Source organism: Flexivirga caeni (assembly GCF_003724155.1).
Taxonomy (GTDB): Bacteria; Actinomycetota; Actinomycetes; order Actinomycetales; family Dermatophilaceae; genus Flexivirga; species Flexivirga caeni.
In genome coordinates this window covers 40,879-65,262 of record NZ_RJJQ01000014.1, presented here as the reverse complement: position 1 = coordinate 65,262, position 24,384 = coordinate 40,879, and the positions used below count along the sequence as shown (strand labels likewise).

Annotated in this window: 17 protein-coding genes; 10 read left to right on the top strand and 7 right to left on the bottom strand. The window is 68.6% G+C overall.

All coding sequences use genetic code 11. From position 1 onward, the window contains the following. Positions 1-33 precede the first annotated feature (33 nt). The 6 genes from EFY87_RS13300 to EFY87_RS13275 all read left to right on the top strand — a co-directional run bounded on the left by EFY87_RS13300 (position 34) and on the right by EFY87_RS13275 (position 5,946). The gene (locus EFY87_RS13300; RefSeq protein ID WP_123271972.1) at positions 34-1,263 is read left to right on the top strand and encodes an acetyl-CoA C-acetyltransferase; all 1,230 of its coding nucleotides are present in this window, start codon (positions 34-36) and stop codon (positions 1,261-1,263) included. A 72-nt stretch (positions 1,264-1,335) separates the two neighbouring features. Continuing rightward, positions 1,336-2,988, top strand: coding sequence for an NAD(P)/FAD-dependent oxidoreductase (locus EFY87_RS13295; protein WP_123271971.1), 1,653 nt, complete (start codon positions 1,336-1,338; stop codon positions 2,986-2,988). 10 nt (positions 2,989-2,998) lie between these two features. Continuing rightward, positions 2,999-3,304 (top strand): MTH1187 family thiamine-binding protein, encoded by a 306-nt coding sequence (locus tag EFY87_RS13290; protein WP_123271970.1) that lies wholly within the window; start codon positions 2,999-3,001, stop codon positions 3,302-3,304. Further along, positions 3,301-3,843, top strand: a complete 543-nt coding sequence (locus tag EFY87_RS13285; RefSeq protein ID WP_123271969.1) for a GNAT family N-acetyltransferase — start codon at positions 3,301-3,303, stop codon at positions 3,841-3,843. Before EFY87_RS13290 ends, EFY87_RS13285 begins: the two co-directional genes overlap by 4 nt. 144 nt (positions 3,844-3,987) lie before the next feature. Continuing rightward, positions 3,988-4,929 carry a tetratricopeptide repeat protein gene (locus tag EFY87_RS13280; RefSeq protein ID WP_123271968.1) on the top strand — a complete coding sequence of 314 codons (942 nt, stop codon included), beginning with the start codon at positions 3,988-3,990 and terminating at the stop codon, positions 4,927-4,929. Continuing rightward, positions 4,930-5,946: an alpha/beta hydrolase gene (locus EFY87_RS13275; RefSeq protein WP_148043332.1), complete on the top strand. Its 1,017-nt coding sequence runs from the start codon at positions 4,930-4,932 to the stop codon at positions 5,944-5,946. A 71-nt stretch (positions 5,947-6,017) separates the two neighbouring features. Here the strand turns inward: EFY87_RS13275 and EFY87_RS13270 are convergent, their stop codons facing one another. Then, positions 6,018-6,962: an aldo/keto reductase gene (locus EFY87_RS13270; protein WP_123272032.1), complete on the bottom strand. Its 945-nt coding sequence runs from the start codon at positions 6,960-6,962 to the stop codon at positions 6,018-6,020. 122 nt (positions 6,963-7,084) lie between these two features. On the opposite strand from EFY87_RS13270, the gene EFY87_RS13265 reads away from it, so the two are divergent. Both EFY87_RS13265 and EFY87_RS13260 read left to right on the top strand, forming a co-directional pair. Then, positions 7,085-7,828: an esterase family protein gene (locus EFY87_RS13265; RefSeq protein ID WP_123271966.1), complete on the top strand. Its 744-nt coding sequence runs from the start codon at positions 7,085-7,087 to the stop codon at positions 7,826-7,828. Positions 7,829-7,865: 37 nt separating this feature from the next. Further along, a complete protein-coding gene (locus tag EFY87_RS13260; protein ID WP_123271965.1) occupies positions 7,866-9,104 on the top strand; it encodes an ATP-grasp domain-containing protein in 1,239 nt (412 codons plus the stop codon). 84 nt (positions 9,105-9,188) lie between these two features. On the opposite strand, the gene EFY87_RS13255 is transcribed toward EFY87_RS13260, so the two are convergent. Genes EFY87_RS13255 through pgm form a run of 3 tightly spaced genes read right to left on the bottom strand, consistent with a single transcriptional unit; the run spans position 9,189 to position 11,968 of the window. Beyond that, positions 9,189-9,731 (bottom strand): AAA family ATPase, encoded by a 543-nt coding sequence (locus tag EFY87_RS13255; RefSeq protein WP_123271964.1) that lies wholly within the window; start codon positions 9,729-9,731, stop codon positions 9,189-9,191. Then, entirely contained in the window at positions 9,728-10,318 is a 591-nt protein-coding gene (locus tag EFY87_RS13250) for a nucleoside/nucleotide kinase family protein (RefSeq protein WP_123271963.1), read from the bottom strand. Before EFY87_RS13250 ends, EFY87_RS13255 begins: the two co-directional genes overlap by 4 nt. A 3-nt stretch (positions 10,319-10,321) precedes the next feature. Beyond that, positions 10,322-11,968 (bottom strand): phosphoglucomutase (alpha-D-glucose-1,6-bisphosphate-dependent), encoded by a 1,647-nt coding sequence (pgm, locus tag EFY87_RS13245; RefSeq protein WP_123271962.1) that lies wholly within the window; start codon positions 11,966-11,968, stop codon positions 10,322-10,324. Positions 11,969-12,158: 190 nt separating this feature from the next. Between pgm and EFY87_RS13240 the strand changes: the two genes are divergently transcribed. Continuing rightward, positions 12,159-14,105, top strand: a complete 1,947-nt coding sequence (locus EFY87_RS13240) for a S53 family peptidase (RefSeq protein WP_123271961.1) — start codon at positions 12,159-12,161, stop codon at positions 14,103-14,105. 78 nt (positions 14,106-14,183) lie between these two features. On the opposite strand, the gene glgB is transcribed toward EFY87_RS13240, so the two are convergent. The 3 genes from glgB to EFY87_RS13225 are packed head-to-tail and all read right to left on the bottom strand — an operon-like array spanning position 14,184 to position 21,647. Continuing rightward, positions 14,184-17,864, bottom strand: coding sequence for a 1,4-alpha-glucan branching protein GlgB (glgB, locus tag EFY87_RS13235; protein ID WP_123271960.1), 3,681 nt, complete (start codon positions 17,862-17,864; stop codon positions 14,184-14,186). 3 nt (positions 17,865-17,867) lie between these two features. Next, the gene (gene treS, locus EFY87_RS13230) at positions 17,868-19,589 is read right to left on the bottom strand and encodes a maltose alpha-D-glucosyltransferase (protein ID WP_123271959.1); all 1,722 of its coding nucleotides are present in this window, start codon (positions 19,587-19,589) and stop codon (positions 17,868-17,870) included. Positions 19,590-19,595: 6 nt separating this feature from the next. Next, positions 19,596-21,647, bottom strand: coding sequence for an alpha-1,4-glucan--maltose-1-phosphate maltosyltransferase (locus EFY87_RS13225; RefSeq protein ID WP_425459364.1), 2,052 nt, complete (start codon positions 21,645-21,647; stop codon positions 19,596-19,598). Between the two features lie 123 nt (positions 21,648-21,770). Between EFY87_RS13225 and glgP the strand changes: the two genes are divergently transcribed. Further along, the gene (gene glgP, locus EFY87_RS13220) at positions 21,771-24,362 is read left to right on the top strand and encodes an alpha-glucan family phosphorylase (RefSeq protein WP_123271958.1); all 2,592 of its coding nucleotides are present in this window, start codon (positions 21,771-21,773) and stop codon (positions 24,360-24,362) included. Positions 24,363-24,384: the final 22 nt, after the last annotated feature.

Here is a 24,384-nt window from a genome sequence, read left to right as displayed (position 1 = left end):
AACCAACTGGATCGGGATCGAGGGTTCTACGCCATGCCCACTACTGACAACACTGCCGTCATCGTCGCCGGTGCCCGGACGCCGATGGGGCGCTTCCAGGGCTCGCTGTCCGGTTTCTCCGGCACCGACCTGGGCGGCTTCGCCATCAAGGGCGCGCTGGAGAAGGCCGGAGTGTCGGGCGACCAGGTCGACTACGTGATCATGGGCCAGGTGCTCACCGCCGGCGCCGGCCAGATGCCGGCGCGGCAGGCCGCCGTCAAGGGCGGCATCCCGATGGATGTCCCGTCGCTGACCATCAACAAGGTCTGCCTGTCCGGCCTGGACGCCATCGCGCTTGCCGCGCAACTGATCCGCGCGGGCGAGTTCGAGGTCGTCGTCGCCGGCGGCCAGGAGTCGATGAGCCAGGCACCGCACCTGCTGCCGGGCAGCCGCACCGGGTTCAAGTACGGCGACGTGACGATGCGCGACCACATGGCGTATGACGGCCTGTGGGACGCCTTCACGGACCAGGCGATGGGGCTACTCACCGAGCAGGAGAACACCGGCGACCGTGCGGTCAGCCGGGAGGAGCAGGACGCGTTCGGTGCGCGCAGTCACCAGCTCGCCGCGCGCGCCTGGAAGGGCGGCATCTTCGACGACGAGGTCATCAGCGTGCAGGTCCCGCAGCGCAAGGGTGACCCGCTGGAGTTCGCGGCCGACGAGGGCATCCGGCCCGACACGACCGCGGAGAGCCTGGCGAGACTGCGCCCGGCGTTCGCCACAGACGGCACGGTCACCGCAGGCAGCAGCTCGCCGATCTCCGACGGTGCCGCCGCGGTCGTGGTGATGAGCAAGGCCAAGGCGACCGAACTCGGTCTGGAATGGCTCGCCGAGATCGGTGCGCACGGCGTCGTCGCCGGGCCGGACTCCAGTCTGCAGTCGCAGCCGTCCCGCGCGATCGTCGCGGCCTGCGAGAAGGAAGGCATCACCCCCGCCGACCTGGCCGTGGTGGAGATCAACGAGGCATTCGCCGCGGTCGGCATCGTCTCGACACGCGAGCTCGGCATCGACCCGGAGATCGTCAACGTCAACGGCGGCGCGATCGCGATGGGCCACCCGATCGGTATGTCGGGAGCCCGTCTCGTGCTGCACCTCGCGCTGGAGTTGCGGCGCCGCGGCGGCGGGCTCGGCGCGGCCGGCCTGTGTGGCGGCGGCGGCCAGGGTGACGCCCTGATCCTGCGTGTGCCGCAACACGTGGAACTCGACTCGCAGGCCGGGGTCTGAGCGCCGCGCGCCATACGATGACCGGGTGACACTGCCGCAGCCCTCCTCGTCGGGGACGCGAACGCCGACCAGATGCAGCGCGAGTTCGGGCGATACGCGCATGACTACCGCGTGGAGTTCGCGCACGGTCTCGGCCCGGCGATGGGGCTGGTCCAGTCGCTGCAGGCGCAGCACGTGGACGTCGCGCTGCTGGTTGTGGAGCTGCACCAGCCCGACGCCCCAGGGCTGGTCACCATCGACTGTCTGCACGCCGTCAGCCCGCAGTCGAAGCGGGTGCTGCTCTTCGGCTACGGCGAGTTCCGGGGCTGCCGGGAGACGATGCGGGAGGCGCAGGTCGACGGCCGCATCGAGGCAGGCCTGCTGGTGCCGCGCGGCGAACGGGACGAGGAGTTCCACACGGCTATCACCGAGCTGCTGTCCGACTGGGGCTGGAACTCGCGGCGCCCGGTCGTCGAGGCGGCCCGGATCATCGCACCGGCCGGCAACAGCGCCGCGGCGCGGCTGCGCGACTTCTTCGAGCGCCTCGGGGTGCCGGTGCTCACGGTGCCGCCCGAGTCACCCGCCGCGGAGGACGGTCTGGCCGGCATCGACTGGCCGGACGGTGTGCCGGCATACCCGGTCGTCTACTCGCCGCTCACCGGCGGCTTGGTGCAGCCGACGATCGAGGACCTCGGGCGGGTCTTCTACGCGATGGAGGAGTTCGACCGGGACGAGGTCTTCGACCTGGCGATCGTCGGAGCCGGTCCCGGTGGCCTGGCCGCGGCCGTGTATGGCGCCTCCGAGGGCCTCTCGACGGTCGTGTTCGACGCGGACGCGATCGGCGGGCAGGCGGGGACCAGCTCGATGATCCGCAACTACCTCGGTTTTCCGCGGGGCATTTCCGGCATGCGGCTGGCGCAGCGGGCGCGGGCGCAGGCGGCGCGGTTCGGTGCGAAGCTGTATTCGGCTCGCGCAATACGAGGTCTGCGCCTGCCGGACGCGCCCGGCGGCACCTTCGTGCTGCAGCTGAACGATGGTGCGGTGCAAGCCCGTTCGGTCGTCATCGCCGCCGGGGTGCAATACCGGAGGCTGGGTGTGGAGAGCATCGAGCAGCTCGTCGGACTGGGCGTGCACTACGGCGCGGCAACGAGCGCGGCTCGCGAATGCGAGGGCAAGGACGTCATCGTGGTCGGCGGCGGCAACTCCGCCGGGCAGGCCGCGGTGCACCTGTCGCGCTTCGCGCGATCGGTGAAGCTGGTCGTACGCAGGCCGGACCTGACCGAGACCATGTCGGAATATCTGATCCGCGAGATCGAGGCCAACCCGCGGATCAGTGTGAGGGGGTGCGCGGAGGTCATCGACGCAGGCGGCACCACCAAGCTGGAGTGGATCACGTTGCGCGACAACGAGACCGGCGCGCAATTCCAGAAGCCGTGCGCCGGGCTCTTCCTGCTGCTCGGCGCAAAGCCCGGATGTGATTGGCTGCCCGCCGAAATCGCCCGCGACGACAGGGGATTCGTGCTCACCGGGCGTGAGGTGCCGATGGACACCTGGGTCGGCAACTGCCCGCCGGAGCCGCTCGGCACCACGGTGCCCGGTGTCTTCGCGGTCGGTGACGTGCGCTCCGGGTCGATGAAACGTGTCGCGGCGGCAAGCGGCGAGGGGGCGGCCGCCATTCCGTCGGTGCACTCCTACCTCGCGTCGATCACGCCCGGCCTCGAACCGGCCGGGCAGGCACCCGCGTAGGCTGCGAGACATGCTCTTCGCGTTCTCCATCGCACCTGGCACCACCGATGACCCGAACGGCTCGGTCAGCGCCGCCGTCGCAGAGGCGGTGCGCGTCGTGCGCGCTTCCGGCCTGCCCCATGAGACGACCTCGATGTTCACCACCATCGAGGGGGACTGGGACGAGTGCATGGCGGTCGTGAAAGCCGCGTGCGAAGCCGTCGCCGCCAGGAGTCCGCGGGTCTCGCTGGTGCTCAAGGCCGACATGCGCGCCGGCTTCACCGGCCAGCTCACCGAGAAGGTCGAGCGGGTCGAGGAGCGCCTGCGCGAGTCGTGAGCGACTTCTCGATCGAGCCGTATGCACTCGAGGACGCCGCCGAGCTGGCCGCGCTGCACATGCAGGTATGGCGCGACGCGTATGCCGGGATGTTGTCTCAGGCGTATCTGGACGGCATGCAGCTGGAGCCGAGAATCGAGCACTGGCGCAAGCGGATTCAGTTCGTGCTCGACCGCGAGAGCCAGCCGGACGCCGAAGGGGCCGTATGGTGCGGCCGGCTCGCGCGGCACCTGCCCTCCGGCCGGATCGCGGGGTTCATCTCGGTGGGCGGGGCGCGCGACGACGACGCGCCGGTGCCGCAGGAGTTGAGTTCGCTCAACGTTCTCGCGCAGTTTCACGGCTCCGGCGTCGCGCGACAGCTGGTCGAGGCGACGCTGGGGGAGCGGGCGGCATACCTCTGGGTCGTGGAGCAGAATGCGCGCGCCATCGCGTTCTACCGCAAGGTCGGCTTCGCGCCCGACGGCGATACCAAGCATGACGACGACCTGGAGTGCGACGAGCTCCGGATGGTGCGCGGCGCCCGGCCTCTCACCCATTGACGGTCGAAACCGCCGGTGACGGCGCAGCTGCGCCGTCACCGGCTGTTTCGGGCGTCAATGGCGGAATGAACCGTCACCGGGCGACTCCGGCGCCGGGGCAGAGGCGGACGGCCGGGCGAAGAGGCGACGGGTGACAATGGTCGTATGACTGACCACCCCATCACTCCTGCCTCGCTGCGCGGTGCCGTCGACCTGTCCGCTCTGGCCCGCCCGGCGGCGACCAGCGCGCCGGCCGGCGCCGCTCCGGGCGGAGGATCCGCCGACAACCTCGTGATCGCCGTCGACGACGCCACCTTCGCCGACGCGATGCAGACCTCGACGCGCGTCCCGGTGATCGTCGCGTTGTGGTCGGCCAGCCGTCCAGCGAGCAAGGATCACGTGAACTCCCTTGCCACTGAGGTGCGTTCGTATGGCGGGCGCCTCCAACTGGCCACCGTCGACATCGACACCGCGCTGCAGATCCGGCAGGCGTTGCAGGTGCAGCAGGTGCCGATGGTGCTGGCGATCCTCGCCGGCCAGCCCGTGCCGCTGTATGTCGGGGACCAGCCCGCGCAGGCCATCCACCAGGTGCTCGACCAGGTGCTCGAGGCCGCCGTTGCCAACGGGGTCACCGGCCGGCTGGAGACTTCTGCCGACGATGACGCCGCGGAGCAGCCGGAGACGGAGCCGGAGCTGCCCGAGACCCACCAGCGGGCGTACGACGCCATCGAGAGCGGTGACTTGGACGCGGCCGTGGCGGCATACGAGCAGGCGCTCAAGGAGAACCCGGGGGACGACGAAGCACGGCTCGGCCTCGGTCAGGTGCGCTTGCTCAAGCGAACCGCGGGAGTGGACCTGGACACCGCACGTGCGGAGGCCGCTGCTGCCCCGACCGATGTCGACAAGCAGATCCTCGTCGCCGACCTCGACGTGCTCGGCGGGCACATCGAGGATGCGTTTGCGCGGCTGATCGACCTGGTGCGGGCGACCACCGGCGACGAGCGCAACGCGGCCCGCGAGCACCTGGTGCAGCTCTTCGACGTCGTCGGCCCGACCGATGAGCGGGTGAAGAAGGCACGCACCGCGCTCATGTCCGCGCTCTACTGAATGGTCTCGCGCGTCAGCTTCGTGCTGCCCGACGCTGAAAAACATTGGGACAGCGTCACTCTCGATAGTCCACACCTCGGCGGTCCGTGCGTATGGCGGGCGGGATCCTGGCGCCGGCAGGTGGCGGTGCGGCAGTGGCGAGTGGAATACCAGTTCGTAGCCCGGCGGGGCAGGCGTCGCGTGCCGCTGCTCGACCCGGCCTGCTCGCGCACCGTGTCCACCGACTTCGGCGATCGCAGCGAGTGGCGTGCGCCTGACTACACGCCGCCGCGGTGGCTGGACGCCCCGGCTGTCCCGGGGCGGCTGAACCGGATTGAGGTGCCCAGTGCGCTGACCCATCCGCTGCCTGCTCAGGTGTGGGCTCCGCGCGGGCTGCGAGCGCGCGACGCCGCGCCGTTGCTGGTGGTGTTCGACGGGTCGTCATACGCCGGTCCGGGGCAGTTGCTGCAGTGGGCGGGTGCCGCGATCGAATCCGGTATGCCGCCACTGCGACTGCTGCTCGTCGACGCGGTGCAACGGATGCAGTGGTTCTCCGGGTCCGAACGCTTCCTGCGCACAGTCGATTTCGCGATCGAGGACGTCAACCGCCGGTATGCCGTGCGCGGTCCCGTCGGTCTGCTCGGCGCCAGCCTCGGCGGCCTGACCGCACTGCTGGTCTCCGCGCGCCGGGACGACGTCGGGGTCGTGGTCAGCCAGTCGGGTTCGTTCTTCACCGAGCTGTCGGACGAGGGTGACTGGCCGTGGCTGTCCCGCGTTCGCCGGCTGGTCGCGTCGTTGCGCGCGGGTGAGCCGGTCTGGGGACGCCGCAGGGCGAGCTTCGACGACCTGCGGGTCGGGCTGACGTGCGGCCGGGGCGAGGACAACTTCGGCAACAACCGGGACATGGCCACGGCGCTGCGCCGGCGGGGTGCGCAGGTCACCTTCGCGCCGGGTCGCGACCTGCACAACGTGATCGCCTGGCGGGACCAGTGGGATCCGTTGCTGGCGGACCTCCTGACGCAGGTATGGCGGGGCTGATTTCACTTATCCCGGGTATACCGATCGCGCGGTATGGCGCGCGATGTGTCTACTGCTGACGGCTTGACCGCTCAGTCGGCCGCGGTGATCTCGTCCAGCTCCGCCAGGTCCGCAGCCGAGGGTTCCCAGCGCACGGCAGCAGCGTTGGCGCGCACCTGATCGGCCGAGGTCGCCCCGGAGATCACCGACGCCACGGCGGGCTGGGCGGCGAGTCCGGCGATCGCGACGTCGAGCATCGTGAGGTCGCGTGCGGCGGCATAGCTCTCCAGCGCTTCGATGCGATCCCAGTCGGCGTTCTCCAGCCATGGCGACGGGGCCGAGGTCGCGCGGGATCCGGCCGGCGCCGGCGCCCCGCGACGGTATTTGCCTGTCAGCAGGCCGTATTCGAGCGGGAAGAACGGCAGCACGCCGAGCCCGAAGGTCTCCGCAGCCGGCACCACCTCGGCCTCGATCGACCGGTCGAGCAGCGAGTAGCGGTTCTGCACGGACACGAAACGTTCGAGTCCCGCCGTGCGCGCCGTCCAGTCCGCGTCGGCGATCTGCCATCCGGCGAAGTTGGAGCAGCCCAGGTAGCCGATCTTCCCTTCGCGCACCAGGTCGGTGAGCGTGCTGAGCGTCTCCTCGATCGGGGTGATGTCGTCCGGCCGGTGCAATTGGTAGAGGTCGAGGTGATCGGTCTGCAGCCGCCGCAGCGAGCCCTCGACCGTACGCCGGATGTAGCGCCGCGCACCGCGGACGCCGAAATCGGCGCCGTTGAGACCTCCGGTGTCCATGCCGAACTTCGTGGCGAGCACGAACTCGTCGCGACGGCCGGCAAGTGCGCGTCCGAGCAGTTCTTCGCTGGCGCCGCCACCGCCATACGTGTCCGAAGTGTCCAGCAGCGTCACCCCGGTCTCCTGCGCCGCGTCGAGGATGGCGCGCACGCCGTCCGCATCGACACGCCGTCCGAACGCATTGCAGCCGATGCCGACTGCGCTGACCATCAGGCCCGAGTCGCCCAGTGGGCGGTAAGTCATCGTCACGGTCCCGACCCTACGACGCGCGTTCGTGCGCGTGCTGGGCGGCCGGATCGACCACAGGTCGAACTCGATTGGCCGAAACCCCTTGCGCACCGCCGTGTCTGCGAAAGGATGAGCGGGTGAGCGAACGCGTCGAGTTGCAGGTGCCCGGGACGGACGTCTCGCTGGGCGTGATCCGGCACGGGCACTGGGGCCGTCCGGTCCTGGTCTTCCCCAGTGAAGCGGGCCGGGCGGACGATTTCGCCAATAACGGCATGGTCAGTGCCGTCCAGGACCTGGTGGACTCCGGGCGCGTGTCGTTTTTCTGCGTCGACTCCGCCGACCGCTGGACCTGGTCGGACAACGCCGCCACGACCGAGGAGCGCGCGATCCGGCAGCGCGCGTACACGGGCTGGCTCGAGCAGGCGGTGCTGCCGTGGATCGCCGGCCAGCTCGGCGGTGAGCGCCCGCTGATCACTCTCGGCGTGTCGATGGGCGCCTACCACGCGGTGCACTTCACCCTGACGCATGCGCACCAGGCGCCACTGGCCATCGGCATGTCCGGCAGCTACGACGTCACGTCCTGGCACGGGCACGGCGAACAGGGCGACGCCACTTACTTCGCCAACCCGATGAGCTATGTCGGAGGACTGCACGGCGAGCACCTCGACTGGCTGCGCCGCGCCGCCAGCGTGCTGCTGATCGTCGGGGAGGGACCCTTCGAGGTGTCGCCGACCCGGGCACTGCCGTCCACGATCGCCTTCGCGGAGTTGTTGTCCGAAAAGGGAATTCCGCACGAGCTCGATGTGTGGGGCCACGACAGTGCACACGACTGGCCGTGGTGGCGCAAGCAATTGGCACACCATCTGCCGCGGTTCTGCTGATGGATCGGCGTAAACCAGCTCACGAAGGGAGCGCACGGTGACTGAACACTTGATCGGCCTGCTGCTGGGAGCGGAGGAGGACTGGCCCCGCGCGTTCGAGGAGCTGGCTCGCCGGGTCGGCCCGATCACAGCGCCGGACGGGACACGTCACGACATACGCACCGAGCGGCTGACCATCGAGCCGTTCAACCTGCGGGACCGGCCGCGCACCGACCTGGTGATCGACCGGCTGGCGCACTGGTATTACCACCCGCGGGAGTGGCTGAAGAAGGCCGCGCTGATCGACGACGTCTACCTGCTCAACAGCCCGTTCACCTTCCAGTCGATGGAGAAGCACTCGGCATACTGCGCGTTGATGCGGATGGGCATGAACGTTCCGGAGACGGTGCTGGTGCCGTACAAGCACCCGGTCGACAACTCGCGCTGGGCCTACACGTCCTCGAAGTACAACCGGTCGTTCGACCTGCCCGCGGTCGCGGCCGAGCTGGGCTACCCGATGTTCATGAAGCCCTTCGACGGCGGTGCCTGGCGCGGGGTCTCGATGATCCGCAACGAAGCCGAACTCCAGCGCAGTTACGACGAATCCGGCGAAATGCTGATGCATCTGCAGCGCGCGGTCGACGGCTACGAAGTGTTCGCGCGCGCCCTGACCATCGGCCCGGAGACGATGGTGATGAAGTTCCGTCCGGATGAGCCGATGCACGACCGCTACGAGGTCGCCTACGACTTCCTCACTCCTGGCATCGGCGCCGAGACGCGCACCATCGCCCAGACGGTCAATGCCTTCTTCCGCTGGGAGTTCAACAGCTGCGAGATGCTGGTCAAGGACGGCGTCGTCTATCCGATCGACTATGCCAACGCCTGCCCCGACGTCGCGATCACGTCACTGCACTACTACTTCCCGTGGGCGATCAAGTCGCTGCTGAAGTGGTCGATCTACTGCGTCGTCACCCAGCGTGAATGCCACACCCAGGTGGACACCAAGCCGTGGTTCGAGATTGCCGACCGTAGTGACGATTACCAGGCGAAACTCGATGCCTACCAGCGACTTTCGGATGACTACTTCGAGGTCGACCGCTACCGGGAGTTCGTCGAGACCTCACTTCCGGACGTCGACGAGATGGTGCTCGACTGGGTGCTGTCCGACGACTTCGACCGGTTGCTGGTCGAGACGGTGCGCTCGACCTACCCTGCCCATGAGCAGGAGCGCTTCCTCGGGCACTTTCGCGGCCTGACCGGCCTGTGGGCCAAGGACGAGGAGAAGCTGCTCGGTTGACCGCTTTCGCGGCTCTGAGGTGTACGCAACCTTCGACGGTCGAGGGTTAGGGACGCGAAACCGCCGCCCGGGCGTCCGCAACCCTCAACGGTCGAGGTCTGCGGCAATCCGGGCCAGAGTCTGTGCCGCGGGCAGGCTTGCGTCGAGCACGACTTCCTCCGGTATGCCGAGGCGGTCGTCCCCGCTCCACCAGCCGCGCATGGCGTCGGCTGTCCATTCGGCCGCTTGCGAGCTGGCCGTATGCCGGGCAACCGTCTCGTCGAAGTCGACCTGCAGGTAGTAGACGAGGTTGCGCCCGCGATGGTCCGCCACCAGCCGGCGGACCATCTCGCCATACTTCTGCGACCACAGGATCCCTTCCAGCACAACGTCTTTGCCGTGATCGAGACAAAAGCGGACAGTCATGTCGATGAGCTCGACCGCGGCGGTGAGTTCGAGCTTGTCGCGCTCCTTCAGGATGATCCGGCGCAGGTGATCCTGGCCGACGACCGACATCGGCCGGTCCCGCAGGGCCATCGCGAGGCTCGACTTGCCGGCGCGCGACGGACCGCGCAGCACGACCAGTGTGGTGTCCGTCGCGCCGACTGACGCAGTTGCCGCCGGCTGACGCGGTTGCACCTGCGTCACTCGGCGTCACCTGCGTCAGCCGGTGGGTTCGCGAACTCGCGGGTGTCGACCAGTGCGTCGTCGGTATGACGCAGGATCTGCGCCACGGTCTGCCCGGCCGTCAGCACCGTGTTGTCGATCCACAGCCCGACTCGCAGGGTGTCGTGTTCGATCGAGGACACCAGTCCCTCGACGGTGAAGCCGTCCCGGTAGGCGTTTCCGCCGCGGGCGATCTCGCGAGCCCGGATGATGTCGGCCGACGCATTCAGCATCACGAAGTGCACCGGCTCGGGCGCGGCGATCATCAGGTAGTCGTTCAGGAACGAGCCGAAGATGTTGTCCGCGATCACCGCGTCGAATCCGGCGGAGCGGTAGACGTCGGCGACGGTGAGTGCCCCGGCATACCGCAGGAAGAGCTGCTCGATCGCCGGGGTTCGCGGCGGCTCGGTCATCAGCTCCTTGCCGGACAGCACGAAGTTGCCGATCGTGTCGCCGTCGACGAAGACCGACCGCGGCAGCGCCTCGGCCAGCGCGCGGCCGACGGTCGACTTGCCGGCGGCCTGGGCGCCGGAGATCACGAAGAGCCGGCCGGTGCCGGACTGCGTCATCGGTCAGCCACCGAGGGCCGCCGACACGATCTCCTTCGCCTCCGCCTGCACCTGCGCGAGATGCGTTGCGCCCTGGAAGGATTCGGCGTAGATCTTGTAGACGTCCTCGGTTCCCGACGGGCGGGCAGCGAACCACGCGTCGGCCGTGGTGACCTTCAGGCCGCCGATCGCCGCGTCATTGCCGGGCGCACGGGTCAGCTTCGCCGTGATCGGCTGCCCGGCCAGTGTCGTCGAGGCGACGTCGTCGGGGGAGAGCGCCGCGAGCTTGGCCTTCTGCTCGCGGTTGGCCGGCGCATCGATGCGTGCGTATGCCGGATCGCCATGCTCGGCAACGAGTTTCGCGTAGTGCTGACTCGGCGTCTCGCCGGTGCGGGCCAGAATCTCGGAGGCGAGCAGCGCCAGTGCGATGCCGTCCTTGTCGGTGGTCCAGGCCGTTCCGTCCGTGCGCAGGAACGACGCTCCCGCCGACTCCTCACCGCCGAAACCCACACTGCCATCGAGCAATCCGGGCACGAACCACTTGAAGCCGACCGGCACCTCCCACAGGTCAGCGCCGATTGAGGCGACCACCCGGTCGATCATCGAGGAGGAGACCAGCGTCTTGCCGACACGACGCGACGACCAGCCCGGGCGAGCGCCGGCGTAGAGATACTGGATCGCCACTGCCAGATAGTGATTGGGGTTCATCAGGCCAGCATCCGGGGTCACGATGCCGTGCCGGTCGGAGTCGGCGTCGTTGCCGGTGGCCAGGTCGTAGGAGTCGCGCTTGCCGATCAGCGACGCCATGGCGTACGGCGACGAGCAGTCCATCCGGATCTTCTCGTCCCAGTCGAGGGTCATGAAGCGCCACGTCGGGTCCACGAGCGGGTTGACGACGGTCAGATCGATGCCGAAACGCTCGGCGATCGCGCCCCAGTAAGCGACCGATGCGCCACCCAGCGGGTCCGCACCGATGTGTATGCCGGCTGCCCGGATCGCTTCGAGATCAACCAGATTCGGCAGATCATCGACATACGTGCCCTGGAAGTCGTAGGAGCCGGCAGCGGCACGGGCTCGCGCGAACGGCACTCGCTGCACACCGCGCAGCCCGGCCCGCAGATAGTCGTTCGCGGTCTGCGCGATGACCTTGGTCGCGTCACTGTCGGCAGGTCCGCCGTGCGGCGGGTTGTACTTGAAGCCGCCGTCCGTGGGCGGGTTGTGCGACGGGGTGACGACGATGCCGTCGGCGAGACCGGCGCCGGTGGTCCGTCCGCCATTGGCGCGCAGGATCGCGTGCGAGACGGCCGGCGTCGGCGTGTACCCGTCGGCGCTGTCGACCAGCACCTGCACGCCGTTCGCCGCCAGCACCTCCAGAGCGGAGGCCCAGGCCGGCTCGGACAGCCCGTGGGTGTCCCGGCCGATGAAGAGCGGCCCGTCATACCCCTGCGACCGGCGGTAGTCGACGATCGCCTGGGTGGTCGCGAGGATGTGTGCCTGGTTGAAGGCGCCTTTCAGGGACGAGCCGCGATGTCCCGACGTGCCGAAAACGACCTGCTGGTCGAGGTTTTCGGCATCGGGCTCGATTTCGTAATAGCTGGTGACCAGGTGCGGTATGTCGACCAGGTCGCTCGCGGCGGCAAGTTGCCCGGCTCGGCTCGTGGTGCTCGTCATGTGCACAGCCTGCCACTAACCGGCGCCGCACGAGCGGGTGTCCGCACACCTGTCCCAGGTGCCGGGCTCTTAGCACAACTATCTGGTGAACTCACGACAACTTCCTGATATTCGGCGGTCCAGTTAGCCCCATCGGCCGATCAGCGCGGATAGCTTGTGGTGGTCCCCGTCATACCCAGGAAGGCTTGTTATGCGCACACACCTGGCCCTGCTCGGCGCCGTCACGCTCGCCGCAGGGGCAATCGGCAGCCCCGCGCTCGCCGCAGGCAACAGCAACTCCGACCGGAAGGTCGTCGCTCACGCGGCCCAATCCCCGGGGCATTCCCTCGGTGTCGCCTCGGGCGCCAAGCAGACCAGCTTCATCGTCACGTTCAGGCTGCGCGATGCCGCCGGCGCGGAGGCGTTCGTCAAGTCCGTGTCCGACCCGAAGAGCGCACAGCATGGCAAGTACCTCACGCCCGCGCAGTTCACCAAGCGGTATGCCGCCTCGCAGGCCGACGTCGACACGGCACTGAAGTGGCTGCGCGCACAAGGACTCAAGCCCGGCAAGGTCGCTTCCAGCCGCAGCTATGTCCGGGTGACCGGCACGGTCGCCGCGGTGAACAAGGCGTTCGGCACGACGATCAGCTCCTACAGTTCGGGCGGGCGCACCTTCACCGCACCGGCGAAGGCGGCGACCGTCCCTGCCAGCATGGGGGTCATCGCGGGAGTGGTCGGTCTGGACCAGTCGCACGAGCTGCACACGACCAACGTGCGGAGCGACGAGCAGACGGTCACCGCGCACAAGGACGCTAAGTCTCTGACCGCGCTGGGCGCGCAGCCGAACGCGCGATCAGGGACGAGCACGGCGTGCTCGTCCTATTACGGGCAGTACAAGCTGCCCTACATCGGCAAGGCCGCTGCGCCGCTCAAGGGCATCCAGGCTGGGTCGATGTGCGGTTACTCCCCGCAGCAGATGCGTGCCGCCCGCGGCATCGACAAGGTCGCGAACACCGGCAAAGGAATGAAGGTCGGCATCACCCTCTGGTGCAACGACCCGCGCATCACCGCCGACACCAACACCTGGGCAAAGGATCTCGGCTTCAAGAAGCTGAAGGCCGGGCAGTTGCAGATCCTGCTGCCGTCGGGTGGTTTCGACTCCCACTACTGCGACGACGAGGCATCCGGCGGTGTCAACGGCGAGCAGGCACTGGACGTGCAGTCCATTCACGGTGCCGCGCCCGACGCGGGCATCGTCTACTCGGCTGCCAGCCGCCCCTTCGACGACGCGCTGCTGGCCTCGTTGCACGCGCTCGTCGACGACAACCGCGTCGACGCCATCACGAACTCCTGGGGCGGCAGCGAGGAGAACGACCCGGCGACCAACGACGCCTACAGCGCCGTGTTCATGCAGGCCGCGGCTCAGGGCATCTCGGTCCTCTACTCCTCCGGGGACGCCGGTGACAACACCGGCGGCAACCAGAAGAAGACGCCGCCGTCGGCGGACTATCCGGCCGCCAACCCGTGGATCACGGCGGTCGGCGGCACGTCGCTGGCGACCGGCAACGCCAAGGGCTCGTCGGTCCTGTGGGAGCAGGCGTGGAACACCTCGCGCAGCGTGATGGGGAACGACACGTGGGGCGCGTGGGCCTACCGGTATGGCGGGGGCGGCGGCGTCAGCAGCTATCACGCCGAGCCCTACTACCAGAAGGGCGTCGTGCCCACTCGATTCACCGGCGTCGACCCGCACCGTGCCTACCCCGACCTGGCCGGCGCGGGTGACCCCTACACGGGTTACCTGATCGGCTACCACGACGAGACGTCCGGCAACTTCGGCCTCGGCAAGATCGGTGGCACGAGCTGGTCGTCGCCGTGGACAGCGGGCACGGTCGTGCTCGCCGGAAAGCGGGTCGGCTTCCTCAACCCGGCGATCTACTCCAAGGGCCACGCAGGGCTCACCGATGTGAAGGGCAACGGGTTCACGCACGGCTTCGAGGTCTACGCCACGGTGGGCGGTGCGAGTGTGCTCACCACCGTCGGCATCAACTCGCAGAACGTGCAGGACCAGACCCTGACCTCGGACAAGGGTTACGACAACCTCACCGGGTTCGGTGTGCCGAGCTCGACCAAGGCGTTCCTCGCCGGCATCACGCAGTAGGCATCGCCAGCACGCACGAGGGCGCCGCCCGGGTTCTCCCCGGGCGGCGCCCTTCGTCGCGCGTGGCCGCCCGCAGCACTACTCGGACGGCATGCCCTCCGACTCTTCCGGCACGAACCACACCGCCGACAGCGGCGGTACGGTCATCACTGCCGAGAACTCCTGCCCGTGCGCCGGTATGGCGTCAGCGGTCACACCGCCCAGGTTGCCGCGATTGGCACCGCCATACCGCTCGGCGTCGGTGTTGAGCGCCTCCAGCCAGCGTCCGGCGCGCGGCAGGCCGATGCGCACGTCGCGCGCCTCGGACCCGCTGAAGTTCACAATCGCGGCGACCACGTCGCCGGAGTGCTCGGAGTCCTCGAAACGCAAGTAGGAGAAGAGGTTTGCGTCCTTGTTGTTCGCGTCGATCCACTGGAAGCCGGCCGGCTGGTGGTCGAGCTTCCACAGTGCCGGGTGCTCGGTGTAGACCCGGTTGAGGTCGACGACCAGCTCGGCGACGCCGCGGTGGGCCGGCTGGTCGAGCAGCCACCAGTCCAGGCTGCGCCCGTCGGCCCACTCCGACTCCTGCGCGAACTCACACCCCATGAAGATCAATTGCTTGCCCGGGTGGCCCCACATGTTGGCCAGGAAGGCACGCACCCCGGCCAGTTGCGTCCAGCGGTCGCCCGGCATCTTGCGCAGCAGCGAACCCTTGCCGTGCACGACCTCGTCGTGGCTGACCGGGAGGACGAACTGCTCACTCCACGCATAGACGAGCGAGAAAGTCAGCTTGTCGTGGTGGTAGCGCCGGTAAATCGGTTGCTGCGCAACATAATCCAGCGTGTCGTGCATCCAGCCCATGTTCCACTTGAAGCCGAAGCCGAGCCCGTTCTGGTCGGTCGGCTTGGTGACGCCCGGCCATGAGGTCGACTCCTCCGCAACCATGAAGGTCCCGGGCAGCCGCCGGTATGCCGTGGCGTTCGTTTCCTGCAGCAACTGCACGGCCTCGAGGTTCTCCCGGCCACCGTGCTTGTTGGGCAGCCACTCCCCGTCGGCCCGCGAATAGTCGAGGTAGAGCATTGACGCGACCCCGTCGACGCGTAGCCCGTCCGCGTGGAACTCCTGCATCCAGTAGATGGCGTTCGCGACGAGGAAGTTGCGCACCTGGGGGCGGCCGAAATTGAAGATGTACGAACCCCATTCGGGGTGCCAGCCGCGCCGGGGGTCCGGGTGCTCATAGAGCGCCGTGCCGTCGAATCGGGCCAGTGCCCACTCGTCGGTCGCGAAGTGTCCGGGCACCCAGTCGAGGATCACGCCGATGCCGGCCTGATGCAGCGCATCGACCAGGAAGCGGAAGTCGTCGGGGTCGCCGAGCCGCGAGTTGGGCGCGTAGTAGCCGGTGACGTGGTATCCCCACGACGGCGGATAGGGGTGCTCCATCACCGGCATGAACTCAACGTGGCTGAAGCCGAGTTCCGTGACGTAGGAGACGAGTTCGGACGCGAGATCGCGCCACGACTTACCCTGCCGCCAGGACATCGGGTGCACCTCGTAGATGCTCATCGGCCGCTCGTGCGCCTGGGTCTGCGACCGCTGCAGCAGCCAGTCGTCGTCGCCCCAGTCGTATGACGAGTCCGTCACGACCGACGCGGTGGCAGGCGCCACCTCCGCCTGACGGGCGAGCGGGTCGGCCTTCTCACGCCATACGCCGTCGGGGCCCAGGACGTCGAACTTGTAACGCGTTCCCGCGCCGACCCCCGGCACGAACAGCTCCCATACGCCACCGGACAGCCGCCGCATCGGATGGCCCTGCGCGCTCCACGTGTTGAAGTCGCCGACCAGCCGCACACCGCGTGCGTTCGGCGCCCACACCGCGAAAGACGTCCCGTCGACGGAGCCCTGCGGGCCGTCGTAGTGCCGCACATGGGCACCGAGCACCGTCCACAGCTGCTCGTGGCGCCCCTCGGCGATCAGGTGTAGATCCACCTCGCCCAGGGTGGGCAGGAAGCGGTAGGGGTCGTCGGCCACATGCTCGACGCCGTCGTCGTAGGTGGTCACGACGCGGTAGTCCGGCACTTCGGCGCTCGGCAGCCGGCCGCTCCAGATGCCCTCGTAGTCGTGCTGCAGCGGTGCGTGCGAACCGTCCGGCAGCTGGATCTCGACAGTCTCTGCGAGCGGCCGGAAAACCCGCACCAATGCTGAAGATTCGTCGACGTGCGGGCCGAGCAGGCGATGCGGGTCGCCATACCGGCCGGCGAGCAGCTCGTCGGCGGTCTCCCGGCTCAAGCTGGTGGGAGCGGCTCCGCTCGTGTGCTCGTCTCGGTCGTCACCATCGTCACTCATGCTTCTACTCCTCGTCGCCGGCAACAGCCTGTCGATCGCGCTGCGGGGGATGTCCAGCCAGTCCGGCCGGTTGCGTGCTTCGTAGACCACCTCATAGGCAGCCTTGTCGATCTCGAACAGCGCCAGCAGATCCCGGTATGCCGACAGGTCCGTCCCGCTCTGCGCGGCATACCCGGCGAGGAACGCCTCCCGCGCGTGACCTGCCCAATCGCGCCGGGATGCGGCGGGGTCACCCTGCTCGACCGACCCGGCCGCATAGTCGAAGGATCGCAGCATGCCGGCGAGGTCGCGCAACGGCACGTCGAGCTCGTTGCGCTCGGCGAGGGTGCGCAGCGGCTCACCTTCGAAGTCGACCAGCACCCAGCCCCGGCCGGCGATGTCGAGCGCCTGGCCGAGGTGATAGTCACCGTGGATCCGTTGCAGCGCAGGCCAGTCCGCGCTATGCGCCTCCGACACCAGGGTCTCGAACGCCGCTTGGTGCTCCGCCAGCTCGGGGGCCTCCTGCACCGCCGAGGCAAAGCGCCGGCGCATCCCGTCCAGGTGGGCCGCGATCGATGTCGTCGTGCTCGTGGCGGTCGGCATCGCCGCGGCGAGTTGCGCGTGGACCTCGGCGGTCGCGGCGCCCAAGGCGTGCGCAGGAGCTACGAAGGAGCGGTCCTCGATGGCCGCTTGCAACGCCTCCCGCCAGGCGTCGCGCACCCCGGGGAAGAACTCCTGCGCGAACGCCAGGTCGCCCGATCCGGTGCTCCCGCCGGCCACCGGCCAGCTGCCGCGCAGTGACGCGACCATGCGGGGAACCCGTTCGCTGCCTGCTGCGCTGAGCGCGGTCTGCAGCGTGACGTCCGGGTTGTCTCCGGCGTGCACCACGCGAAAGACCTTGATGATCAACGGATTGTCATCGTCGGTGTCGACGATGACCGAGGTGTTGGACTGCTCGCCGGACAGCACACGACTTGCGGTGACCACGGGAACGGCGGCGTGCCGGTAGCCGCTGCCGTGCACGGTCACGGGCGAGTCACGCCGGCCGATCGTGCCCGACGCGTCGTGGGTCTCCAACTCGGCCTGCCGCCCGCCGGTCACCATGGCGCGCAGCAGAGCGCGCACGAAGACCGGGTCATGGCAGGCGTCGTAGACGAACCGCCGGCCCAGCACCGAGTGCTGCAGCTCGCCGACCAGTGCGCTCTCGGCGCCCGCGAGCGGAGCTGCCCGGTAGGTCAGCGGCACCTGGTAGGTCACCGGCGCGGCACCGGACCCGTCGACCAGGAAGAGGACCTCGAGACCGACCTCGCCGTCGGGGTCGTCGAAGCGGTAGCTGCCGAGTGGCCGCAGCTTGGGTGCGCTGCCTTTGCCGGCATACCAACGCTGTTCGGCGATCCAGGCCTCGACGAGCTCCGGCTTGGAGGGCGTCAGGCTGGCGCCGGAGTGGATGATCGCCATGACTCAGACCGCCATTCCGGGCAGCACCGACAGCCAGAAGAAGTCGCGCGACCCCAACGTCAACGTTGCGGTCCCGTCGTCGCCGACGGGCGGGAAGTGCGCGCCGCCGAAGAGGTCGCGAAGCCTCGCGCCCGCCAGCGCTGCGGGCAGCGTGACGGTGACCGACTGCGGGCGGCTGGACAGATTGTTCAGGCACAACACGGTGCGCACCTCGATCTCGTCGTCCGGGTCGTCGGCGGGGTCGACCGTGCGGGTGAACGCGAGCACGGTGTCGTTGTCAGCAGCCACCGCCGCATAGTCGCCCAGGCCGAAGACGGGATAGCGCTTGCGGATCGCGAGCATCTCGCGCACCCAGTGCAGCAGCGATGCGCTCGAGTCCATCTGCGCTTCCACGTTCACGCTGTTGTAGTGGTAGACGAGGCTGGAAACGACTGGTAGATAAAGCTTTCCGGGGTCTGCGGTGGAGAATCCCGCGTTGCGGTCCGGCGTCCACTGCATCGGGGTGCGCACTGCGTCGCGGTCGGCCAGCCAGATGTTGTCGCCCATGCCGATCTCGTCGCCGTAGTAGAGACACGGCGACCCGGGCAACGAGAGCAGCAGCGCGTGAATGAGCTCGGTCTCCGCGCGGGAGTTGTCCAGCAGCGACGCGAGGCGCCGCCGGATGCCGACGTTGGCGCGCATGCGCGGGTCTGGGGCATACCAGCCGTACATCGCGGCGCGCTCGTCGGGCGTCACCATTTCGAGGGTCAGCTCGTCGTGGTTGCGCAGGAAGGTGCCCCACTGGCCGCCGCGCGGGATCTGCGGCGTCTCGGCCATCACCTCGGTGATGCGGGTGGCCTTCTCGTCGCGCAGCGCGTAGTAGAGCCGCGGCATGATCGGGAAGTGGAAGCACATGTGGCACTCCGGCGCGTCCTGCGTGCCGAAGTAGTCGACAACCTCGTCGGGCATCTGGTTCGCCTCGGCGAGCAGCATCCGCCCGGGATATTCCGCGTCCACCATCGCACGTAGCTTGGCGATGAATTCGTGTGTCTTCGGGTGGTTTTCGCCGTTGTGCCCCTCCTCGATGTAGAGGTAGGGGATCGCGTCCAGCCGGAACCCGTCGATGCCGAGGTCCATCCAGAAGCGCACGATGTCGAAGATCTCCTCGTGGACCTGCTCGCTCTCGAAGTTGAGATCGGGCTGGTGGGAGAAGAAGCGGTGCCAGAAGAACTGCCGCCGCACCGGGTCGAAGGTCCAGTTGGACACCTCGGTGTCGACGAAGATGATGCGGGCGTCGGCATACAGCTCGTCGGTGTCGGACCACATGTAGTAGTCGCCGTACGGCCCCTCCGGATCGGAGCGCGATGCCTGGAACCACGGGTGCTGGTCGCTGGTGTGGTTGATCACCAGGTCGGTGATGATGCGTATGCCGCGGGCGTGCGCCTGCGACACCAGCTCGGTGAACTCCGGCAGCGTCCCGAACTCGGGCAGCACCGCCTTGTAGTCGGCGATGTCGTAGCCGCCGTCGCGCAGCGGCGAGGCGTAGAACGGCGGGATCCACAGCGCGTCGACGCCCAGCCATTGCAGGTAGTCGAGGCGGTTGATCAGCCCGGTGAAGTCGCCGGACCCGTTTCCGGTCGAGTCCCCGAACGCACGCACCAGCACCTCGTAGAAGACCGCCTTGCGGAACCACTGGGGGTCGTGGCGCAGGCCGGGCTGCGGAAGAGTGAAACCTACTGTCGACACGGCGACTCAGAACCTCCGGAGATGGACGATGTGCAGCGGCTCGGTGTCCGGACCGAGCCGGACGTAGTTGTCGGCACCCCAGTGCCAGGTCGCGTCGGTGAGCAAGTCGTGGGCGACGAACCCGTCGTGCTGGGACAGCCCGAGCGCGCCCATGTTCAGCCGCAGCGTGGACTCGCGGGTGGAGTGCGGGTCGGTGTTCGCGACCACGATGATCACGTCGTCGCCGGCTCGTTTGGAGAAGGCGAGCAACTGCTCGTCGTCGACGTGGTGGAAGGTGATGTTGCGCAGCCAGTGCAGTGCGGGGTGCTGCCCCCGAATCTCGTTGAGCCGCGTGAGGAACGGAGCCAGGGACTGGCCGTCGCGATCACCGCCCGGCTCGTAGCGCGACCACTGCCGGTCCTTGTATTCGTACTTCTCGTTGTCGATCTGCTCCTCGGCGCCCGGCCGCGCGACGTGCTCGACCAGTTCGTATCCCGCGTAGATGCCGTAGGTCGGCGACAGTGTCGCGGCCAGCGCCGCGCGCAGCTTCCAGGCGATCGGCCCGCCATACTGCATGTATGGCGTGAGGATGTCGTGTGTCGTCGGCCAGAAGCTCGGGCGCATGTATGACGCCGACTCGTGCGCCAATTCCTCGACGTATTCGCGCAATTCGTGCGCTTCGTTGCGCCACGCGTAATAGGTGTAGCTCTGCTGGAAGCCCACCTTCGCCAGCGCCGCCATCATCGCCGGCCGGGTGAACGCCTCCGCCAGCCAGATGATGTCCGGGTGATCGCGCGCCACATCGCTGATCAGCCACTGCCAGAACTCGACCGGCTTCGTGTGCGGATTGTCGACCCGGAAGATCGTCACGCCGTGGTCGATCCACACCTGCACGACGCGGCGCACCTCGGCGTAGATCCCCTGCGGGTCGTTGTCGAAGTTGAGCGGGTAGATGTCCTGGTATTTCTTCGGGGGGTTCTCGGCATACGCGATGGAGCCGTCGGCGCGGGTGGTGAACCACTCGGGGTGCTCGGTGACCCAGGGGTGGTCGGGGGAGCACTGCAGGGCCAGGTCGAGCGCGACCTCGAGCCCCTGGCCGCGAGCGGCGGTCACGAACGCGTCGAAATCGGCGAACGTCCCGAGGTCCGGATGGATTGCGTCGTGCCCGCCGTCCGCACTGCCGATCGCGTATGGCGAGCCGGGATCTTCCGGCCCGGCGGTCAGCGTGTTGTTGGGGCCCTTGCGATTGGTCAGCCCGATCGGGTGCACCGGCGTCAGGTAGACGACATCGAAGCCCATTCCAGCGATCGCCGGGAGCCGCTGCGCCGCCGTCCGCAGCGTGCCGGTCGTCCACCGACCGGACGCTTCGTCGAAGTGTGCGCCCTCGCTGCGCGGGAAGATCTCGTACCACGCACCGTAGAGGGCGCGTTCGCGCTCCACCCACCAGTCGTATGACGTGCCGGGGGACACCCAGTCCCGCAGCGGCGCAGTGGTCATCGCCTGCTGCACCTCGGCAGACGTCCCGGCGGAGATCCGGGTGCCCGGCTCCTTGCCCGTGTCGCGCAGGCCGGCGATCGCGGCTCGCAGCGTCTTCCGGGCCGGGCCGTCGTGGTGCACCTCCCGGACGGCTCGCTCCAGCAGCCGCGCACCTTCTTCGAGCATGACCTCGGTGTCGACGTCCGCTGCGACCTTGATCACGGCGTCGTGCAGCCAGGTGGCGTAGGGGTCCGACCATCCTTCGACCCGATAGGACCACATACCGGGACGGTCGGCGCTGATCGTGCCCACCCATGTGTCGAGTCCGGGGTTGGTGCAGGTCATCGGGCGATAGCTCACCGCGCCGTCGGGGTCGGTGATCGCGATCGATGCGTTGACGGCGTCGTGGCCTTCCCGGAAGACGGTGGCAGTGATCGTCAACGCCTCTCCGGTAACGGATTTGGTCGGGAAATCGCCATCGCCGACGGCGGGCCGGACGTCGAGTGCGGGGATCCGGCCGACTGGCCGGGACGGCACCGCAGAGCCGACAGCCGCAGCCTGGGAGGTCGGGCGCGCCACGGCGGCCGACAGCTTTTCAGTCACCTGGGCGACGCTACAAGATGAGGGGCTCCGGGGGACACCCGTCGCGTGAGCAACCGGCCGGCGGGCGACGCGGGATGGACGCCGAATTCGTGTCAGGGCCGCGCGCGCCTACGATCTCCTCCCGTGAGAGCCATACGTCGTTTCAATGTTCGCACCGCCCTGCCGGAGCAGCTCGCTCCGTTGTCGGACCTCGCGACCAACCTGCGCTGGTCCTGGCACCGCCGCACCCGTGAGGTGTTCCGAGACATGGACCCGTCGGTGTGGGATGCCGTGCATGGGGACCCGGTCGCGCTGCTGGCCGGGTTGTCGCCGCAGCGGCTGACCGCCCTCGCCTCGGACGAGGCATTCGTCGCGCGGGTGCGCTCCGCTGCGGAGGGCCTGTCGACATACCTCACGGCGCCGGCCTGGTATGACGAGTTCGGCGAGCACGAACCCGCACCCAAGGCGATCGCCTACTTCAGCGCCGAGTTCGGCATCACCCACGTGCTGCCGCAATACTCCGGCGGCCTGGGCATCCTCGCCGGTGATCACCTGAAGTCGGCCAGCGACCTCGGCGTGCCCATCGTCGGCGTCGGCCTCTTCTACAAGGAGGGGTACTTCACCCAGCAGCTGTCCGCGGACGGCTGGCAGCTGGAGAGCTACCCGTTGCTGGACCCCGACGGCCTGCCGCTCACGCTGTTGCGTGAGGCCGACGGCACCCCGGTCGACATCGCGCTCGCGCTGCCCGAGGGGCGCACCCTGCACGCGCGGGTATGGCGCGCCCAGGTCGGGCGGGTCCCGTTGCTGCTGCTCGATTCTGACGTCGAGGCCAATGACGGCATCCGCGACCTGACCTCCCGGCTCTACGGCGGCGGCGGGGATCAGCGCCTGCAGCAGGAGATGCTGCTCGGCATCGGGGGCGTGCGCGCATTGCGCGCGTGGAGCCGGCTGACCGGTGCCGCCGAGCCGGAGGTTTATCACTGCAACGAGGGACACGCGGGATTCCTGTCCCTGGAGCGCATCAGCGAGCTGGTCACCGGGCAGGGGCTGGACTTCGAGCAGGCCCGCCGTGTCGTGCGGGCGAGCAATGTCTTCACCACGCACACACCCGTCCCGGCCGGCATCGACCGCTTCGAGGCGGACGCGGTGCGCGCGCACTTCAGCGGCACCGCCGAACTCGCCGGGGTGCCGGTCGAGAAGGTGCTGCCGATCGGTGCCGAGGATTACGAGGGTGGCCAGCCGGGCATCTTCAACATGGCCGTCATGGGTCTGCGGATGGCGCAGCGCAGCAACGGCGTGTCCCAGCTGCACGGCGCGGTCAGCCGCTCGATGTTCGGTGGGCTGTGGCCCGGGTTCACCGCCGACGAAGTCCCGATCACCAGCATTACCAACGGTGTTCACGCTCCGACCTGGATGGATTGGCGGGTCATCGAGCTGGGCCGGAAGTACCTCGGCCAGACCGATGTGCGCGAGGCGATCGGCTGGGACCGGGTCGGCCGCGTGCCGCGGCAGGAGTTGTGGGCCCTCAAGCGCGAGCTACGGGCCCAACTCGTCGCCGACGTACGCGACCGCGTGCGCGCCTCGGCGAAGACACGCGGCGCCAGCGAGGCCGAGCTCGGCTGGGTCGGCGACCTGCTCGACCCCGACGTGCTCACCATCGGCTTCGCCCGCCGGGTGCCCACCTACAAGCGGCTGACCCTGATGCTGCGTGATCCAGAACGCCTGGCGAAGCTGCTGCTCGACCCGCAGCGTCCGGTGCAGCTGGTGATCGCCGGCAAGTCGCACCCGGCGGACGAGACCGGCAAGAAGCTCATCCAGGAGATGGTGCAGTTCACCGACGACCCGCGGCTGCGAGCCCGGATCGTCTTCCTGCCGAACTACGACATGCAGATGGCACAGACGCTGATGCCCGGCGTCGACGTCTGGCTGAACAACCCGCTGCGCCCCTACGAGGCGTCCGGGACCTCCGGGATGAAGGCGGCGCTCAACGGTGCGCTGAACCTCTCGATCCTCGACGGCTGGTGGGACGAGTGGTTCGATGGCAGCAACGGATGGGCCATCCCGTCGGCGGACCCGTCACGGGACACCGAGTCGCAGACGATGGACCCGGACCGGCGTGACGAGCTGGAGGCGGCGGCGCTCTACGACCTGATCGAGTCGCAGGTGGCGGCGCGCTTCTACGACGTGGACGCCGACGGCGTGCCCCAGCGCTGGGTGGAGATGGTCGAGCACACGCTCGGCGTGCTCGGCCCGAAGGTGCTGGCAACCCGCATGGTTCGCGACTACACGACCAGGCTCTACACGCCGGCCGCGGTCGCCGGGCATGCTGCCGCCGCCGACGACTTCGCGGTCGCCAAGGACCTCGCGGCATACGTCGGCGCGGCGGAGGCGGCGTTCCCGCAGCTGCGAATCGAGCACGTCGAGGCCGACGGGGTCAGCGACGCCCCGTCGATCGGCGAACGGCTGATGGTGCGCGCGTATGTCGCCCTCGGCGGCCTGCGTGCCGAACAGGTGCTCGTGCAGGTCGTGCACGGCCGGGCCAGCGAGTCCGACGAGCTGCTCGACGTCGAGACCGCCGAGCTCTACCCGGTCGAGGACCTGGGCGACGGCCGCACGAAGTTCGAAGGAGCACTGACCCTCGGGCGGTCAGGGGCCTTCGGGTTCAGCGTGCGCGTGCTGCCGCGCCATCCGGGTCTGGCCGGACCTGCCGAGCTCGGTCTGGTCGTCAACGCCTGAAGGGCGGATGGGTGGAACACCC

Coding starts and splice junctions, on each gene's coding strand:
- EFY87_RS13270 (WP_123272032.1), bottom strand. CDS start 6,962: ATGACTTACCGCCCACTGGGCGACTCGGGCCTGATGGTCAGCGCAGTC.
- EFY87_RS13290 (WP_123271970.1), top strand. CDS start 2,999: ATGCTCTTCGCGTTCTCCATCGCACCTGGCACCACCGATGACCCGAAC.
- EFY87_RS13295 (WP_123271971.1), top strand. CDS start 1,336: ATGCAGCGCGAGTTCGGGCGATACGCGCATGACTACCGCGTGGAGTTC.
- EFY87_RS13250 (WP_123271963.1), bottom strand. CDS start 10,318: ATGACGCAGTCCGGCACCGGCCGGCTCTTCGTGATCTCCGGCGCCCAG.
- EFY87_RS13275 (WP_148043332.1), top strand. CDS start 4,930: ATGGTCTCGCGCGTCAGCTTCGTGCTGCCCGACGCTGAAAAACATTGG.
- pgm (WP_123271962.1), bottom strand. CDS start 11,968: ATGACGAGCACCACGAGCCGAGCCGGGCAACTTGCCGCCGCGAGCGAC.
- EFY87_RS13300 (WP_123271972.1), top strand. CDS start 34: ATGCCCACTACTGACAACACTGCCGTCATCGTCGCCGGTGCCCGGACG.
- EFY87_RS13280 (WP_123271968.1), top strand. CDS start 3,988: ATGACTGACCACCCCATCACTCCTGCCTCGCTGCGCGGTGCCGTCGAC.
- EFY87_RS13240 (WP_123271961.1), top strand. CDS start 12,159: ATGCGCACACACCTGGCCCTGCTCGGCGCCGTCACGCTCGCCGCAGGG.
- glgB (WP_123271960.1), bottom strand. CDS start 17,864: ATGGCGATCATCCACTCCGGCGCCAGCCTGACGCCCTCCAAGCCGGAG.